An 18,037-nucleotide genomic window follows, 5' to 3' on the forward strand; every position below is an offset into this window, starting at 1 on the left:
AGGAGTAAATTATGACAGCAATTCGTTATGAATTTATTAAAACTTGTAAACAAACAGGTGCCCGTTTAGGACGTGTACATACGCCGCACGGTTCATTTGATACACCAACATTTATGCCAGTTGGTACGCTTGCAACAGTTAAGACAATGTCACCAGAAGAATTAAAAGCAATGGATTCTGGCATTATTTTAAGTAATACGTATCATTTATGGCTACGTCCAGGTCACGAAATCATTCGTGAAGCAGGCGGTTTGCATAAATTTATGAACTGGGATCGTGCAATCTTAACGGACTCTGGTGGTTTCCAAGTATTCAGTTTAAGTGATTTCCGCCGTATTGAAGAGGAAGGCGTTCACTTCCGTAACCACTTAAATGGAGATAAATTATTCTTATCACCAGAAAAAGCGATGGAAATTCAAAATGCATTAGGTTCAGATATTATGATGGCATTTGATGAGTGTCCACCATTCCCAGCTACTTTTGAATATATGAAGAAGTCTGTAGAGCGTACAAGCCGCTGGGCAGAACGTTGTTTAAAAGCGCATGAACGTCCACAAGATCAAGGTTTATTTGGTATTGTACAAGGCGGAGAGTTTGAAGAGCTTCGTCGTCAAAGTGCAAAAGACCTTGTTTCAATGGACTTCCCTGGTTACGCTGTAGGTGGTTTATCTGTAGGTGAGCCGAAAGATATTATGAACCGTGTACTTGAGTTTACAACACCACTTCTTCCGGATAATAAGCCACGTTACTTAATGGGAGTAGGTTCTCCTGACTCATTGATCGACGGTGCAATTCGTGGTATTGATATGTTTGACTGCGTACTTCCAACTCGTATCGCTCGAAATGGTACATGTATGACAAGTGAAGGCCGTCTAGTTGTAAAAAATGCGAAATTCGCAAGAGACTTCGGTCCGCTTGATCCAAATTGTGATTGCTATACATGTAAAAATTATTCTCGTGCGTACATTCGTCACTTAATGAAATGTGATGAAACGTTCGGAATTCGTTTAACGTCTTATCACAACCTTCATTTTCTGTTAAACTTAATGGAGCAGGTGAGACAAGCTATTCGTGAAGACCGTCTTGGCGATTTCCGCGAAGAATTCTTTGAACAGTATGGCTTTAATAAACCGAATGCTAAAAACTTCTAATACATAATTTAAAAGGAGGAAAAAAAGATGAATCCAGGTATGATGAATATCGTTATGATCGTTGCGATGTTTGCGATTTTCTATTTCTTATTAATTCGCCCGCAACAAAAGCGTCAAAAAGCAGTTGCTCAAATGCAAAGTGAGTTAGCAAAAGGTGATGCTATCGTAACAATCGGTGGTTTACACGGTACAATCGAATCAGTAGATGAGACGAAAATCGTTATTAAATCTGGTGGTTCACACTTAACTTTCGATCGTAATGCGATTCGTGAAGTTGTGAAAAACTAATGAGGAAGGCCCTGCATGAAATGTGCAGGGCCTTTTTTAGTTATTTTGTTTGGACATATTTACACCGAAAATACCACCGAGTGTACTCGCACCCATTAATGCTAATTGATAAAGTAACTGTGAGTTCGATAAAGTTTGAGAGAAGCCTAAATAGTTAACTAGAAAAACAAGTATGGTGAATGTAAGTCCTGTTGTGAAGCCTACTAGCCAACCTTTCCCTTGTGCTTTTTTGCCGGCAGTAAACCCGGATATAAGCATAGATAAAAGTGCTAGTATAAAAATAGTGACAGCTAATGTTCCTTCATTCATATCAGTGAATTTTAATAAAAGAGCCATAATCATGCTAGTAACTGTTGCGAGGATTAATAGGGTAACGATACCGAAGCCGATTGCAGTTGATAATTTTTTCGTTCCATCCATTTATACATTCCCCCTTTTTAATACAAGCATATTTTCCTTTTGCTTAAGTTAGACTAGTTTCTTTTTTAAAGGGGAGTCTATATGTAAAAAGGAGATGTAGAAATGGAATGGGTATCAATTATTGGCCGGACGATGCTTTTGTATATCATCATCTTAATTATTTTTCGTCTTATGGGTAAACGTGAAATTGGAGAGCTAAGTGTATTAGATTTAGTCGTATTCATTATGCTTGGTGAAATGGCTGTAGTCGCAATTGAAAATACTGATAAATCACTTTGGCACCAACTAGTTCCGATGACCTTTCTTATGTGTATACAAATCATTTTGTCAGTTATTTCGTTAAAGTATCAACGATTTCGGCATTTAATAGAAGGTGAGCCGGCTATTCTTGTAAATGCGGGGAAGATTGATGAAAAGAAGATGAGAAAGCAACGTTATAATATAGATGATTTAATGATGCAATTAAGGGAACAAGGGGTTGGAGACATCCGGGATGTAGAATACGCTATTTTAGAACCATCTGGGAAGTTATCTGTCTTTCAAAAACAAAAAGGCGGGCAGGACGTATTGCAGTTTACTCTTCCTCTTATTATTGATGGAGAAATTCAATCTAGTCATTTGCAAATGATTGAACATACAGATGAGTGGCTCGTTGAAAAATTAAAAAAATTAGGCTATAACGATGTAACAAAAATTTTATACTGTAGCTTTCAAAATGGACAATTTTTTGTTGATTTGAAAGAAAACTAGAGGCTTACTATATGGAATAGTAAGCCCGTTTACTTCAAAAATGAAAGTTTTCGAATGATAGGGAGGCGACTTAACTCTTCTTTTCGAATGAGCTTGAAAATGAAGAGGAGCACAATATAAACGAGTGTTGTTAAAGTGATTTCCCATAATGTTTGTATGCCAAGTGAATGAGAGAAAACCATATACTTATGAAGGTAAAAACCGAAGGATCCTGCGATACCGATGGCAAGTCCGCCAAAAATATAGTCTTTTGCGTAAATGGTAAATGTAATTTTCTTTAAAACCGTAGCGTAATGAAGAAATGTTACTGTTACGATATTTGCTGCAATTGCAAGGGCAACCCCCATCATTTGAAACTCTGGCCTTGAAGCTAGTACAAAAATAACGATTAATTTCACGATTGCGCCAATAAATGTATTCATCATGGCTGCGCGTGCTAAGTTTAAAGCTTGTAAAACAGAGGTAAGTGGACTTTGAAAATAATGAAATAAAAAGCAAGGTGCAAGAAGTTGGATGAACGCTGTTGCGCTATCTGATCCATACATAAGAGTTAAAACAGGAGAAGCAAATACGTATAATATAACGACTGACCATCCGCCAGTAATGAGTGAGATGCGTAGAGCTTGTTGTAAGCGGTGTTCTACTAATTTATGCTGCCTTTTTGCCATTGCTTCGCTAATAGATGGAACGAGTGCTGTCGAAAGAGCGTATGTAATAAAGGCTGGCAGTGAAAGGAGCGGGAATGCATACCCGTTTAATATACCGTATTGCTGGGTTGCGACAGAGGCAGCAACGCCGGCAATCGCTAAGCTTTGCATAACGACGATAGGTTCAAAAAAATAGGAAACGGAACCGATTAAGCGACTTCCTGTAGTTGGAAGTGCAATATCCATAAGAGAATAAAATGTCCCCTTGCTTTCCTTTACAGTAGTGAAAAATCCAGAGCGTATAGATAAATGTTTTTCGCGCTGGAATAAAGTGAGTAAAAATAATAACGATGCCACTTCACCGAGAACGGCTGATAACATAGCGCCAGCTGCAGCGTATTCTACGCCGTAAGGTAAAAATAATTGAATACAGATAGCGATAATTGTAATACGGACAACTTGTTCTATCACTTGGGCGTAAGCGCTAGGTTTCATATTTTGTTTCCCTTGGAAATACCCGCGTAAAACAGAAGAAACAGCAATAACAGGAACGACAGGTAAAATAGCCATTAATGGATAATACGTTCGTTCATCAGTTAATAATGTTTTTGCTAAAATAGGTGTGAGGAGCATAATTCCAATTGTTAAAATGATACTAATAACGGATGTGACAGCTAATGATACGGTTAATATTTTTTTTACTTTTTGTTTATCATTCACAGCTTCCGCTTCTGCTACAAATTTTGCGATTGCGACAGGAAGACCGATTTGTGTTAATGTAATTGCTAGAATAAATGTAGGGACAGCCATCATATAAAGGCCAACGCCTTCTTCTCCTAAAATACGTGCCATTACAATACGATTAATAAATCCTAGGATTTTGGTAATAAAGCCGGCTATCATTAAAATAAATGCGCCTTTTAAAAAGCTTTGTCTCGTCATGGTCTTCTCCTACCTTCTCAAAATCAGTGGAATGATTTACAATAATTTATATGCACGTACGAGACAAGAATGACAAGCATTTAAGAGAGTGCTCTTGAAAGTAGTTATTGCTGTCCATTAGAGCGGGATTAAAAGCGACTTTTCGTGCGGAAATAAGAAGGAGATGTTATATATGTTAGATAGAGAGGCTTTGGTAGAATCATACCGCGGACAGTTACAAGTCGTTTTAGAAAGTAAAGTAGAAGAGTTCCAAATGTTCGGCTACGACCGAGTAACAGATGATGACATTTGGAAGTTTCTTAAAGTGAAAAAGTGGAAGAAGATAGACAGCGACGTTAGATTGTATGAATTAGTTAATGATGTATTAACAGTAACAGCTAATGAATACATGACGTATTTAACTGTTGAAGCATATCAAGCGCCGCTTTGGTCATTTGATGAATATGAAAATAAATAACCGACTGCAATTGGTTTGTTCTTCCTTTTGCAGTATAATGATAGGTATTGATAATGAGGAAATAATTATGTCTAAGATTATATATAAAGGGGGTAGTGAAGAGAAAAATAAATAATAAAAGTGAAGGTATTGTGAAAAACTTACCGACACAGCTGGTGATGAACTAGCAAAATTATAGAAAGGAAGTCTACTAACTAGGCGTATGCACACGTGTAAAAGTGAATCGTAAAAGATTTATTTGAAGTGTTAGTAGCGGAAAGAGGGTACATATGGCAAAGCGTGGTACGAGAATTGCCGCCTTTTTCCTCATCGTTTTATTAATCGGTGGAGTAATTGGTGCGGCAGGAAAAGACATAGCAAAAGGAATTAGTCTAGGACTAGACCTTCGCGGTGGTTTTGAAATTCTGTATGAAGTAAAACCAGCCAAAAAAGGTGATAAAATTGACCGAGAGGCACTTGTAAGTACAGTAGGTGCCCTTGAAAATCGTGTCAATGTACTCGGTGTAAGTGAGCCGAACATTCAAATTGAAGGGCAAGATCGTATTCGTGTACAGCTTGCTGGTGTACAAGATCAGCAAAAAGCACGTGAGATGTTATCAACACAAGCGAAATTAACATTCCGTGATGTAGATGACAATCTTCTTATGGATGGAACGGATTTAAAAGGCGGCGGAGCGAAGCAAACATTTGATGAGCAAGGCCGTGCGAGCGTAGGTCTTACACTAAAAAGCGCTGAAAAATTCCGTGAAGTAACTGAGAAAATTTCAAAAATGCCACCACCAACGAATTTAATGGTAATTTGGCTTGATTTTGAAGAAGGAAAAGATTCATACAAAGCAGAATCTGCAAAACCGAATCCGAAGTTCTTATCAGCAGCGACAGTAAGTCAAGTATTTAACCAAGCTGAAGTATCTATCGTAGGTGGAAACTTCACAGTTGAAAGTGCGAAACAACTTTCATCATTATTAAATGCAGGTGCACTTCCTGTTGATTTAAAAGAAATGTATTCAACATCTGTTGGGGCGAAGTTTGGTCAACAAGCATTAGAGCAAACAATTTTCGCTAGTGCGATTGGTATCGCTCTTATCTTCTTATTTATGCTTGTATTCTACCGTTTACCAGGACTTGTAGCGGTTATTATGTTAGGTCTATACATTTTCGTTACATTACTTGTCTTTAACTGGATGCATGCAGTTCTTACGTTGCCAGGTATTGCGGCGTTAGTGCTCGGGGTAGGTATCGCCGTTGATGCGAATATTATTACGTACGAGAGACTGAAAGAAGAACTGAAAATTGGTAAGTCAATGATGTCAGCATTCCGTGCTGGTAACCATCGTTCATTAGCAACAATTTTAGATGCAAACGTTACGACTCTTGCGGCAGCTGGTGTATTATTCGTTTATGGTAATAGTTCTGTAAAAGGGTTCGCAACAAGTTTAATCGTAAGTATTTTAGTCGGTTTCATTACGAACGTATTCGGTACTCGTTTCTTACTAAGTTTACTTGTAAAGAGCCGTTACTTCGATAAAAAACCAGGATACTTTGGTGTGAAACAAAAGGATATTATTCCATTAACAAAAGGTGTAGTACACCCACCGACAAGATTTGATCGTATTAACTTCGTAAATATCGGTCATAAATTCCTTGTTTTCTCGATTGTAGTTGTAATTGCAGGTGCAATTATTTTACCAATTTTCAAATTGAATCTTGGTATTGACTTTGCGAGTGGTACACGTATCGACTTGCAATCAAAACAAGCAGTTACTGTGTCTGATGTTTATAAAGATTTTAAAGAATTGAACATTGATGTGAAGGAAGAAAACATTGTACCGACTGGAGATGACAATAAAGGATTCGCAGTTCGTACATTAGGTGTTCTATCAAAAGATGAAATTGCGAAAACAAAAACATTCTTCCACGATAAATATGGTACAGATCCAAACGTAAGTACAGTTTCGCCGACAATCGGTAAAGAAATTGCACGAAATGCATTTATCGCAGTATTAATCGCTTCTGCGGTTATCATTTTATACGTAAGTATTCGATTCCGATTTACGTACGCATTATCTGCAGTACTTGCATTATTACATGATGCATTCGTTATGATTGTTATATTTAGTATTTTCCAATTAGAGGTAGACTTAACGTTTATCGCTGCGGTATTAACAATCATCGGTTATTCTATTAATGACTCGATCGTTACATTCGATAGAAACCGTGAATTATACAAACAGAAAAAACGAGTACGCGATATAAAAGACTTAGAAGAAATCGTAAATGCGAGTATTCGTCAAACGCTTGGTCGTTCGATTAATACCGTATTAACAGTGTTATTCCCAGTAATTGCACTGCTTATCTTCGGTAGTGAGTCACTACGTAACTTCTCGTTTGCGTTACTTGTTGGATTAGTTGTAGGTACGTATTCTTCTGTTTTCGTTGCTTCTCAAATTTGGTTAATGCTTGAAAACCGTCGTTTGAAAAAGGGCAAAAACAAGAAAAAGGTTGAGAAAGTAGAATCTGAACCGCAAGTATAAAAAAGATGATGTCTCTTTATGAGGCATCTCTTTTTTCGTTTGTGGATACAATAAGATAGTTACTTTGAAATGATAAAATGGAAGAAAGTGGTGATGGTATCGCTGTTTTTGTTACAATAAAAAGATAGGTTAAGAAAAGAAGGGATTTTAATTATGGAAAAAGATGAACGTTTTAAACAGGCCGAGTTTGGTGCTATTGTCGGGATCGTTGGTAATATTCTATTAGCGATTATAAAGGCGGTAATTGGTTATATTGGGAACAGTAAAGCGCTATTAGCAGATGCGGTGCATTCTGCATCAGATGTAATTGGTTCGCTAGCTGTACTGTTTGGGTTACGAGCAGCAAAGCAGCCGCCCGATGAAGATCATCCGTATGGTCATGGTAAAGCGGAATCGATTTCAGCGATTATTGTTGCAGTATTATTATTTATTGTGGGAATCGAGATAGCGATTTCGTCCATAAAAGCTTTTTCGCAGGAACTAGAACCACCGAAAGGGATTACGATTTTTGCTGTCGTTCTTTCGATTGTTGTGAAAGAAGGAATGTTTCAATATAAATTTCGATTAGGGAAAAGAGTAAATAGTGATGCAATTATTGCAAATGCATATGAGCACCGTTCAGATGTATTTTCTTCAATTGCAGCTTTAATCGGTATTTGTGCAGCGATTATTGGTGGTAAGTTCGGGTTAGATTGGCTTGTGTATGCCGATCCAATTGCAGGGTTATTTGTTTCGCTTCTTGTTGCAAAAATGGCATGGAGTATTGGGGCAGAAGCAATTCATGCAACGCTTGATCATGTGCTTCATGAGGAAGATGTTATTCCGCTTAGAGAAGCAGTACTTCAAATAGATGGTGTAAAAAAAATTGGTTCTTTATACGCAAGGGAACATGGTCATTACGTTATTGTTGATATTAAAGTTTCTGTAGATCCATACATTACTGTAGAAGAAGGGCATCGCATTGGAAAGCATGTGAAAGAAACGCTTATGAAACAAGATAACGTACAAAATGTGTTTGTACATATAAATCCGTATTCTCCAAATTAAACATTATTAACATTTTAGTATATAGATATTGCATCGTAGTTTGCATTATATTGTCACCCCTTAATCTGTCTTGTATAATGAACAGGTTAAGGGGTGATTTCGTGTTACAACCGAAGACGCGTTGGAAAGAAAAAGAATATAATGGCGAGCAAGTGAGTGAATTAGCAAGTAAATTACAATTATCACCACTTGTCGTTTCGTTATTCCTCGGTAGAGGATTAGATACAGAAGATAAGATTTTAGATTTTTTAAATACAGAAAATCAAGAATTTCATGATCCATTTTTATTAGAAGGAATGGATAGAACGGTAGAACGTGTAAATAAGGCGATTCAAAATGGAGAGCAAATATTAATATTTGGTGACTACGATGCGGACGGAGTAAGTAGTACGACTGTGTTATATCTTGCCTTGCAAGAATTAGGTGCAGATGTAGAATTTTATATTCCAAACCGTTTTACAGAAGGATATGGACCAAACGAAGACGCATTTCGTTGGGCACATAGCGCAGGATTCTCATTAATTATTACTGTCGATACTGGTATCGCAGCTGTACATGAAGCGAAAGTAGCGAAGGAACTTGGGATAGATCTAATTATTACAGATCATCATGAGCCGCCACCAGAATTGCCAGAAGCACTTGCGATTATTCACCCGAAATTAGATGGCGGTATGTATCCGTTTCACTATTTAGCGGGCGTTGGTGTTGCGTTTAAAGTTGCGCATGCACTACTGGGCCGTGTACCAGAACATTTATTAGAAATTGCAGTAATTGGTACAGTGGCTGATTTAGTATCACTTCATGGTGAGAATAGATTGCTAGTGAAGCGCGGTTTAAAACATATGCGCATGACGAAAAATATAGGACTAAAGGCGCTATTTAAAGTTGCTAACGTTTCGCAAAGTGAAATTACAGAAGAGAGTATTGGCTTCTCAATCGCACCTCGTATTAATGCAGTTGGACGTTTAGAAGATGCTACGCCGGCTGTACATCTTTTATTATCAGAGGATCCGGAAGAAGCGAAAGAGTTGGCTGAAGAAATTGATGAGCTGAACAAACTGCGAAAAGATATTGTAAAGAAAATTACAGAAGAAGCTATCGCCGAAGTGGAAACGAATTTCCCGCCTGAAGACAATAAAGTATTAGTGCTTGCAAAAGAAGGATGGAATCCAGGTGTAATTGGAATTGTCGCTTCTAAATTAGTTGAACGTTTTTATCGTCCAACGATTGTATTATGCATTGATCCTGTAAAAGAAACTGCAAAAGGTTCAGCGCGTAGTATTGCAGGATTCGATTTGTTTGCAAACTTGTCAGATTGTAGAGAGTTATTGCCACACTTTGGGGGACATCCGATGGCAGCGGGAATGACGCTGCATATGAATGATGTAGATGAATTACGCCGCCGCTTAAATGAACAAGCAGATACAATTTTAACAGAAGAAGATTTTATTCCGATTACAGCTGTTGATGCTTTTTGTAAAGTGGAGGACGTAACACTTGCAGCAATCGAGGATATGCAAAAGTTGGCGCCATTTGGTGTTGGAAATCCAAAGCCACGTATTGCGGTGAAGGATGCAGAGTTAGAAAGTATTCGTGCAATTGGATCAGACGGTTCTCATTTAAAAATGGCTCTTCGTGATGGACAAGCAACATTGGATACAATTGGATTCGGTTTTGGCGCATATGCGAAAGAAATCTCTCCAGTTGCAAAGGTCTCTGTAATTGGGGAAGCGTCTATTAATGAATGGAATAATTTTAAGAAGCCACAACTAATGGTACAAGATATTGCTGTAGAGGCATGGCAATTATTTGATTGGCGCAGTATGCGTAACGTAGAAGCAAATGTAGCAGAACTTCCGAAAGAAAAAATAACGATGGTGTATTTTTCTGAAGAGGTATTGCATAAATTTTCTTTAGAAGACTATAAAGAGTATATGATGCATGCATCAGAAGTAACAGAATTAGATGATCAATACATCGTGTTCCTTGATTTACCAAAAGGAACAGATGAATTACGAGAGCTATTTAAAGTAGGGTTCCCTTCGCGAATCTATACACTATTTTATCAAGAGAATAATCATTTATTTAGTACTGTTCCAACGAGAGAACACTTTAAATGGTATTATTCGTTCTTGAGCCAAAAATCACCATTTTCTTTAAGACAATATGGAGAACAACTATGTCAACATAAAGGTTGGTCAAAAGATACAGTAAATTTCATGACACAGGTGTTTTTTGAGTTAGAATTTGTTACAATAAAAGATGGCGTCATTTTTATGGCAGACAAAAAACAAAAGCGTGATTTAATTGAATCGAACACATATCGTGAGAAAATGAACCACTTACAATTAGAAAAAGAATTGGTTTATAGCACATATCAGCAACTATATACATGGTTTGAAACGATTCGTAATCATAAAGAAGTAGAACAGTTAGGGTAAAGGATTTGTATTTACAAACCTTTTAGATCTGAGGAGGATTCAGAAATATGGATTTCAAGCAACATATCGCAATTGTACCGGACTATCCGAAAGAAGGTATCGTGTTTAAAGACATTACACCGCTAATGAACGACGGTAAAGCATACAAAGCAGCAACAGATGCAATCGTTGAGTATGCAAAAGAGAGAGACATCGACCTTGTAGTAGGACCAGAAGCTCGTGGCTTTATTATCGGTTGCCCAGTTTCTTACGCATTAGAAGTAGGATTTGCGCCAGTTCGTAAATTAGGAAAATTACCACGTGAAGTAATTACAGTTGACTACGGTAAAGAATATGGTAAAGATGTTTTAACAATCCATAAAGATGCAATTAAGCCAGGCCAACGCGTATTAATTACAGATGATCTATTAGCTACAGGTGGAACAATCGAAGCGACAATTAAGCTAGTTGAAGAGCTAGGCGGAGTTGTAGCAGGAATTGCATTCTTAGTAGAACTTACTTACTTAGATGGTCGTAAAATGTTAGATGGTTACGATGTATTAGTATTAGAAAAATACTAATTACTATATAGTAAAACTACGGTGATAAGAAGTACCCGTGAATCTCTTGGAGAGGAGCGGGTACTTTTGTATAATTGAACAAAAAATTATGGTGAAATGTCAGTAAAATCTTTTCCTTTTCACAATTCACAATCATTGGGTTATAATGATAGAATATAATTTATTCTATTTAATAAAGATAAAGTCAATTTTCAATAAAAGGTGATTCGATGGCAAATGAGCAGGTACTAACAGCTGAACAGGTACTCGAGAAAGCAAGTCAATATTTAGTGGATGAAGATATTGAGCTAGTAGCACGTGCCTATGAATATGCACGCGATGCACATAGCGAACAATACAGAAAATCGGGTGAACCGTACATTATTCATCCAATTCAAGTTGCAGGTATTTTAGTTGATTTACACATGGATCCAGCTACAGTATCAGCAGGTTTCTTACATGATGTAGTAGAAGATACAGAGATTACATTAGAAGATATTGAACGGGAATTTAATAAAGAAATTGCTATGCTTGTCGATGGTGTAACAAAGCTCGGGAAGATTAAATATAAATCTCATGAGCAACAACAAGCAGAAAACCATCGCAAAATGTTTATTGCAATGGCTCAAGATATTCGAGTTATTTTAATTAAACTAGCTGATCGTCTTCATAACATGCGTACATTGAAACATTTGCCTCAAGAGAAGCAGCGTCGCATTGCGAATGAAACGTTAGAAATCTTTGCACCTTTAGCACATAGACTCGGAATTAGTACTATTAAATGGGAGCTAGAGGATACGTCACTTCGCTATTTAAATCCACAGCAATATTATCGTATTGTAAATTTAATGAAGCGTAAACGTGCAGAACGTGAAGAGTATTTAGACGAAGTAATGACTGGTATTCGTGAGAAATTAGACGAAGTTGCAATTCAACCTGAAATTTCTGGAAGACCAAAACATATTTATAGTATTTATCGTAAAATGGCACTGCAAAATAAACAGTTCAATGAAATTTACGATTTATTAGCTGTACGTGTCGTTGTAAATAGTATTAAAGATTGTTATGCAGTACTTGGAATTATTCATACGTGCTGGAAGCCGATGCCAGGTCGTTTTAAAGATTATATTGCAATGCCGAAAGCAAATCTATATCAATCTCTTCATACGACTGTAATTGGGCCGAAAGGTGATCCACTTGAAGTGCAAATTCGTACGAAAGAAATGCATGAGATTGCAGAATTCGGGATTGCGGCACACTGGGCGTATAAAGAAGGAAAAACAGCAGAAACAACAGGCACATTAGAGAAGAAACTTACATGGTTCCGTCAAATATTAGAATGGCAAAATGAAGCTTCTAATGCAGAAGAGTTTATGGAGTCGTTAAAAATTGATTTATTCTCTGACATGGTATTCGTCTTTACACCGAAAGGCGATGTAATGGAATTACCACTTGGATCTGTTCCGATTGACTTTGCATATCGCGTGCATTCAGAGATTGGGAATAAAACAATTGGTGCAAAAGTAAATGGGAAAATGGTGACACTTGATTATAAATTAAAAACAGGTGACATTATTGAGATTTTAACATCGAAACATTCGTATGGACCAAGTCAAGATTGGGTGAAACTAGCTCAAACATCTCATGCAAAAAACAAAATACGTCAATTCTTTAAGAAGCAACGTAGAGATGAAAATATTGAAAAAGGCCGTGAACTTGTTGAGAAAGAAGTACGTAGCCTAGAGTATGAGATGAAAGAAGTGTTAGCTCCTGACAATTTAAAACGTGTTGCTGAAAAATTCAACTTTGCAAATGAAGAAGATATGTTTGCAGCAGTTGGATATAATGGCATCACTGCATCACAAATTGTTACACGACTGACGGACAAGTTCCGTAAGCAACGTGAAGAAGAAGAGATTGTTGAAGTTAAAGAAGTTCGTAAACCGATGAAAATTCGAAAATGGGATTCTGGCGTTAAAGTAAGTGGTGCGGATAATTTATTAATTCGTTTATCAAAATGCTGTAACCCAGTACCAGGCGATGATATCGTTGGGTATATTACGAAAGGCCGAGGCGTATCGATTCACCGCCGTGATTGTGTAAATGTTCATACAGAAGAAGCTATAGAACGTTTATTAGAAGTAGAGTGGGAAGGTAGCCCTGAAAAAGAAATTGAGTATAACGTTGATATTGAAATTTCAGGTTACGATCGCCGTGGTTTATTAAATGAAGTATTACAAGCTGTTACAGAGACGAAAACGTACATTTCGGCAGTTTCTGGTAGAAGTGACCGTAATAAGATGGCGACAATTAATATGTCAATCTCTATTCGTAACTTACAACACTTGAAAAAAGTAGTAGAACGCATTAAACGTGTTCCAGAAATTTATGCAGTACGACGCATGATGCATTAATAGGGAGTGTAGAAAAGATGAGAGTTGTTTTACAACGATCAAAAGAAGCGTCTGTCACAGTAGACGGTGAGATCGTAGGACAAATTCCGTTCGGTTTAACATTACTAGTTGGCATTACGCATGAAGATACAGAAAAAGATGCAACTTACATTGCAGAAAAAATTGCGAACTTACGTATTTTTGAAGATGAGAGCGGAAAGATGAATCATTCTGTACTTGATGTAGAAGGACAAGTTCTATCAATTTCGCAATTCACATTATACGGAGATTGCCGCAAGGGAAGACGTCCAAACTTTATGGATGCTGCCAAACCTGACTATGCAGAGCGTTTATACGATTTCTTTAATGAAGAAGTTCGTAAGCAAGGGTTGCATGTAGAAACAGGAAAGTTCGGAGCAATGATGGATGTTTCATTAATCAATGATGGTCCGGTGACCTTAATTGTGGAAAGTAAATAGTGTTGCTTAAGAAGAGAGGGTGAAATCATCCTCTCTTTTTTATACATTGTTGTATGTTTTGTTCATTTATTCCGCTAGTTGGATTCTTATTTTTAGAATTAATAGCTGTTTCAGTTATGTATAACTCTCTCTTCAATATGGAACAATAAAAAGTAAAACATCCATATTGAATGTGAGGGATATACGTATGCGTATGAATGAAAAAGGGCATTCTGTTACAAATGGTGCAAATCAACTGTTTAACGTAAATTTTCATGATTTTATTTCGAAAGAGCAAAACAATACTTCAATGGAACTTGCTTCTGAGTTTGGCATTTCTCTTCAAGATGTAAAGCGTCTAAAGAAGCAGATTGAACGCTCTTAGAATACTTGACAATCCTACTGAACAAACGTATAGTAATTTTATATTTACATATGAATATAACCGTTGATAGAGAAGAGTAAATGAGACACACATGGAAAGAGAAGAAATGTCTTAGGCTGAAAACATTTCTGCATGATGACTGATTGAATGACACTCTAGAGGTTTCAACTTGAACGGCATATACGCTTAGTAGAGATGAACGCACATTTAAGCGTTATTAAAAAAAGTGGAAGCATACGTGCTTCAATTAGGGTGGCACCACGGGTATAATACTCTCGTCCCTACTGTTTATACAGTAGAGGCGGGAGTTTTTTTATTTTTATTAAGATTAAAACAATTTGAGGAGGAACTGAATATGTCTATTCAAATCCCACGCGGAACGCAAGATATTCTTCCAGGCACTGTTGAGTTATGGCAGTATATCGAAGGGCAAGCACGCGAAATTTGCCGTCGTTACAATTATAAAGAAATTCGTACACCAATTTTTGAACACACTGAGCTATTTTTACGTGGTGTTGGTGATACGACAGATATCGTACAAAAAGAAATGTACTCATTCCAAGATCGTGGAGAGCGTAGTTTAACATTACGTCCAGAAGGTACTGCACCTGTTGTACGTTCTTACGTTGAAAATAAAATGTTCGGTGACGCAACACAACCAACGAAATTATACTATATCGGCCAAATGTTCCGTTATGAAAGACCACAAGCAGGTCGCTATCGTCAATTCGTACAATTCGGTATTGAAGCAATCGGCAGTAACGATCCTGCAATTGATGCAGAAGTAATTGCACTTGCTGTGGAGTTTTATCGCGGCATGGGCTTAAAAAATATTAAAGTTGTATTAAACAGCTTAGGTGATGCAGCAAGCCGTCAAGCGCACCGTGATGCGTTAATCGCACACTTCGAGCCACGTATCGGCGAGTTCTGTTCTGACTGTCAATCTCGTTTAGAAAAGAACCCTCTTCGTATTTTAGATTGTAAGAAGGACCGTAACCATGAATTAATGGGAACAGCACCATCTATTACAGAATACTTAAACGAAGATTCAGCAGTATACTATGACAAAGTTCAAGAACTATTAACGATGATGGATGTTCCATTTGAAAAAGATCCGAACTTAGTACGTGGTTTAGACTACTACCAACACACTGTTTTTGAAATTATGAGTGAGGCAGAAGGTTTCGGTGCTATCACTACATTAAGCGGTGGTGGTCGTTATAACGGACTTGTACAAGAAATCGGTGGACCAGAAATGCCAGGTATCGGTTTTGCGATGAGTATCGAGCGTTTAATTATGGCGCTAAAAGCTGAAAACATCGAATTACCAATTGAACATAGTATCGATTGTTACGTTGTAGCGCTTGGTGAAAAAGCAAAAGACCATGCTGCAAAGGTTGCGTTTGATCTTCGTAAAGCTGGATTATCAGTTGAAAAAGATTATTTAGATCGCAAAATGAAAGCACAATTTAAATCAGCAGATCGTCTAAAAGCGAAATTTGTAGCTGTATTAGGGGAAGATGAGCTAGATAAAGGCATCATTAACTTGAAAGATATGGCAACAGGCGAACAAGAAGAAGTAGCATTAGATGTATTCGCTTCATACGTAGCAGAGAAATTAATATAGGGGGAACTTACAGTGGCTGAAAGAACACATGCATGTGGAAAAGTAACAGTAGAAGCAGTTGGACAGACAGTTCAATTAAAAGGTTGGGTACAAAAACGCCGTGACTTAGGTGGATTAATCTTTATCGACTTACGTGACCGTACAGGTATCGTACAAGTTGTATTTAACCCAGAAACATCAAAAGAAGCGTTAGAAGTAGCAGAAACAATTCGTAGCGAATACGTATTACACGTAGAAGGTACAGTTGTTGAGCGTGGTGAAGGCGCAATTAATGACAATATGGCAACTGGTCGTATTGAAGTACAAGCAACGAAAGTAAACGTATTAAATGCAGCGAAAACAACGCCAATCATTATTGCTGATGATACAGATGCATCAGAAGATGTACGTTTAAAATATCGTTATTTAGACTTACGTCGTCCGGTAATGTTTAACACATTCAAAATGCGTCATGACGTAACGAAAACAATCCGTAACTTCTTAGACACAGAAGAGTTCTTAGAAGTGGAAACACCAATTTTAACGAAGAGCACACCAGAAGGAGCTCGTGACTATTTAGTACCAAGCCGTGTACATGATGGTGAATTCTATGCATTACCACAGTCTCCACAGCTATTTAAACAGCTTCTTATGGTCGGCGGATTTGAGCGTTACTATCAAGTAGCACGTTGTTTCCGTGACGAAGATTTACGTGCGGATCGTCAACCAGAATTCACGCAAATCGATATTGAAGCTTCATTCTTAACACAAGATGAAATTTTAGATATGATGGAGCGCATGATGACGAAAGTTATGAAGGATGCAAAAGGTGTAGAAGTGAGTGCACCGTTCCCTCGTATGAAATATGCTGATGCAATGGCTCGTTACGGTTCTGATAAGCCAGATACACGCTTTGAAATGGAACTAACAGACCTATCTGAATTTGCAGCAGGTTGTGGCTTTAAAGTATTTACAAGTGCTGTAGAAAGCGGCGGACAAGTAAAAGCAATTAATGCAAAAGGTGCTGCGGGCAAATACTCTCGTAAAGACATTGATGCATTAACTGAATTCGTAAAAGTATACGGTGCAAAAGGTTTAGCTTGGCTTAAAGTGGAAGAAGACGGCTTAAAAGGACCGATTGCGAAATTCTTCGGTGAAGAAGATGCAAATGTGTTAATGAGCACATTAGAAGCTACTGCTGGTGACTTATTACTATTCGTAGCAGATAAGAAGAGCGTTGTTGCAGATAGCTTAGGCGCACTTCGTTTACGTCTAGGTAAAGAGCTTGAGTTAATTGACGAAAGTAAATTTAACTTCCTATGGGTAACAGATTGGCCACTTCTTGAGTACGATGAAGATGCAGATCGTTACTTCGCAGCTCACCACCCATTCACAATGCCATTCCGTGAAGACGTTGAGCTATTAGAAACAGCACCAGAAAAAGCACGTGCACAAGCATATGACCTTGTATTAAACGGTTATGAGCTTGGCGGTGGATCACTTCGTATTTACGAGCGTGACGTACAAGAAAAAATGTTCAAAGCACTTGGATTCTCACAAGAAGAAGCACAAGAGCAATTCGGATTCTTATTAGAAGCATTCGAATACGGTACGCCACCACACGGCGGTATCGCATTAGGTTTAGACCGTCTTGTTATGTTACTTGCAGGTCGTACGAACCTTCGTGATACAATTGCGTTCCCGAAAACAGCAAGCGCAAGCTGCTTATTAACAGAAGCTCCAAGCCCAGTTGCAGAAGCGCAACTTGAAGAGTTAAACTTAAAATTAAGCTTAAAAGAAGAGAAGTAAGAATAGGGTCTAGATGGTTATACTAATACCATCTAGACTTTTTTTGAGAGGAAGTTTAAAAAGTCCGGTTCAGATAACTGTCGCATCTCATCGTTGCCTCGCCAGTCCGGTGCTCGAGTAGTTAAAGCTACACTGCGCTCCTCCTGGCTTCAGCGCCTCGATCTGCTCGG

At 37.8% G+C, this 18,037-nt stretch carries 15 protein-coding genes and 1 other annotated feature; of the genes, 13 read left to right on the forward strand and 2 right to left on the reverse strand.

Annotated elements, in window-relative coordinates; genetic code table 11:
• The first annotated feature begins 11 nt into the window (after window positions 1-11).
• Window positions 12-1,151: a tRNA guanosine(34) transglycosylase Tgt gene (gene tgt, locus AC2CGR_RS15960; protein ID WP_000125362.1), complete on the forward strand. Its 1,140-nt coding sequence runs from the start codon at window positions 12-14 to the stop codon at window positions 1,149-1,151.
• 27 nt (window positions 1,152-1,178) lie between these two features.
• On the forward strand, window positions 1,179-1,439 hold the full coding sequence (gene yajC / locus AC2CGR_RS15965) for a preprotein translocase subunit YajC (RefSeq protein ID WP_001068065.1): 261 nt from the start codon (window positions 1,179-1,181) through the stop codon (window positions 1,437-1,439).
• A 36-nt stretch (window positions 1,440-1,475) separates the two neighbouring features.
• Here the strand turns inward: yajC and AC2CGR_RS15970 are convergent, their stop codons facing one another.
• Window positions 1,476-1,859: a TIGR04086 family membrane protein gene (locus AC2CGR_RS15970; protein ID WP_000349152.1), complete on the reverse strand. Its 384-nt coding sequence runs from the start codon at window positions 1,857-1,859 to the stop codon at window positions 1,476-1,478.
• Between the two features lie 102 nt (window positions 1,860-1,961).
• On the opposite strand from AC2CGR_RS15970, the gene AC2CGR_RS15975 reads away from it, so the two are divergent.
• Window positions 1,962-2,609 carry a DUF421 domain-containing protein gene (locus AC2CGR_RS15975; protein WP_087965867.1) on the forward strand — a complete coding sequence of 216 codons (648 nt, stop codon included), beginning with the start codon at window positions 1,962-1,964 and terminating at the stop codon, window positions 2,607-2,609.
• Window positions 2,610-2,638: 29 nt separating this feature from the next.
• Here the strand turns inward: AC2CGR_RS15975 and spoVB are convergent, their stop codons facing one another.
• Entirely contained in the window at window positions 2,639-4,198 is a 1,560-nt protein-coding gene (spoVB, locus tag AC2CGR_RS15980; RefSeq protein ID WP_029440003.1) for a stage V sporulation protein B, read from the reverse strand.
• A gap of 172 nt (window positions 4,199-4,370) precedes the next feature.
• Here spoVB and AC2CGR_RS15985 point away from each other — a divergent pair, with 172 nt between their 5' ends.
• From AC2CGR_RS15985 to aspS, 10 genes are all read left to right on the forward strand, one after another.
• Window positions 4,371-4,655, forward strand: a complete 285-nt coding sequence (locus AC2CGR_RS15985; protein WP_000886980.1) for a post-transcriptional regulator — start codon at window positions 4,371-4,373, stop codon at window positions 4,653-4,655.
• A gap of 269 nt (window positions 4,656-4,924) precedes the next feature.
• Window positions 4,925-7,189: a protein translocase subunit SecDF gene (secDF, locus tag AC2CGR_RS15990; protein WP_087965865.1), complete on the forward strand. Its 2,265-nt coding sequence runs from the start codon at window positions 4,925-4,927 to the stop codon at window positions 7,187-7,189.
• A 153-nt stretch (window positions 7,190-7,342) separates the two neighbouring features.
• Window positions 7,343-8,236, forward strand: a complete 894-nt coding sequence (locus AC2CGR_RS15995) for a cation diffusion facilitator family transporter (protein ID WP_484481000.1) — start codon at window positions 7,343-7,345, stop codon at window positions 8,234-8,236.
• A 101-nt stretch (window positions 8,237-8,337) separates the two neighbouring features.
• Entirely contained in the window at window positions 8,338-10,677 is a 2,340-nt protein-coding gene (gene recJ / locus AC2CGR_RS16000) for a single-stranded-DNA-specific exonuclease RecJ (RefSeq protein ID WP_087965863.1), read from the forward strand.
• Between the two features lie 47 nt (window positions 10,678-10,724).
• Window positions 10,725-11,237 carry an adenine phosphoribosyltransferase gene (locus AC2CGR_RS16005; protein WP_000346214.1) on the forward strand — a complete coding sequence of 171 codons (513 nt, stop codon included), beginning with the start codon at window positions 10,725-10,727 and terminating at the stop codon, window positions 11,235-11,237.
• A gap of 209 nt (window positions 11,238-11,446) precedes the next feature.
• Complete coding sequence (gene relA / locus AC2CGR_RS16010; protein WP_001262809.1) at window positions 11,447-13,630, forward strand: GTP diphosphokinase; 2,184 nt, start codon at window positions 11,447-11,449, stop codon at window positions 13,628-13,630.
• A 17-nt stretch (window positions 13,631-13,647) separates the two neighbouring features.
• Entirely contained in the window at window positions 13,648-14,088 is a 441-nt protein-coding gene (locus AC2CGR_RS16015) for a D-tyrosyl-tRNA(Tyr) deacylase (RefSeq protein WP_001266956.1), read from the forward strand.
• 187 nt (window positions 14,089-14,275) lie between these two features.
• Window positions 14,276-14,452 (forward strand): hypothetical protein, encoded by a 177-nt coding sequence (locus AC2CGR_RS16020; protein ID WP_001242605.1) that lies wholly within the window; start codon window positions 14,276-14,278, stop codon window positions 14,450-14,452.
• A 54-nt stretch (window positions 14,453-14,506) separates the two neighbouring features.
• Window positions 14,507-14,738 (forward strand) — a binding site (T-box leader).
• Window positions 14,739-14,807: 69 nt separating this feature from the next.
• Entirely contained in the window at window positions 14,808-16,079 is a 1,272-nt protein-coding gene (hisS, locus tag AC2CGR_RS16025) for a histidine--tRNA ligase (RefSeq protein ID WP_033656406.1), read from the forward strand.
• 12 nt (window positions 16,080-16,091) lie between these two features.
• Window positions 16,092-17,867: an aspartate--tRNA ligase gene (aspS, locus tag AC2CGR_RS16030; protein ID WP_087965859.1), complete on the forward strand. Its 1,776-nt coding sequence runs from the start codon at window positions 16,092-16,094 to the stop codon at window positions 17,865-17,867.
• The last annotated feature ends 170 nt before the right edge of the window (window positions 17,868-18,037 follow it).

The sequence above is a fragment of the Bacillus sp. LSHTCR4 genome (assembly GCF_057197025.1).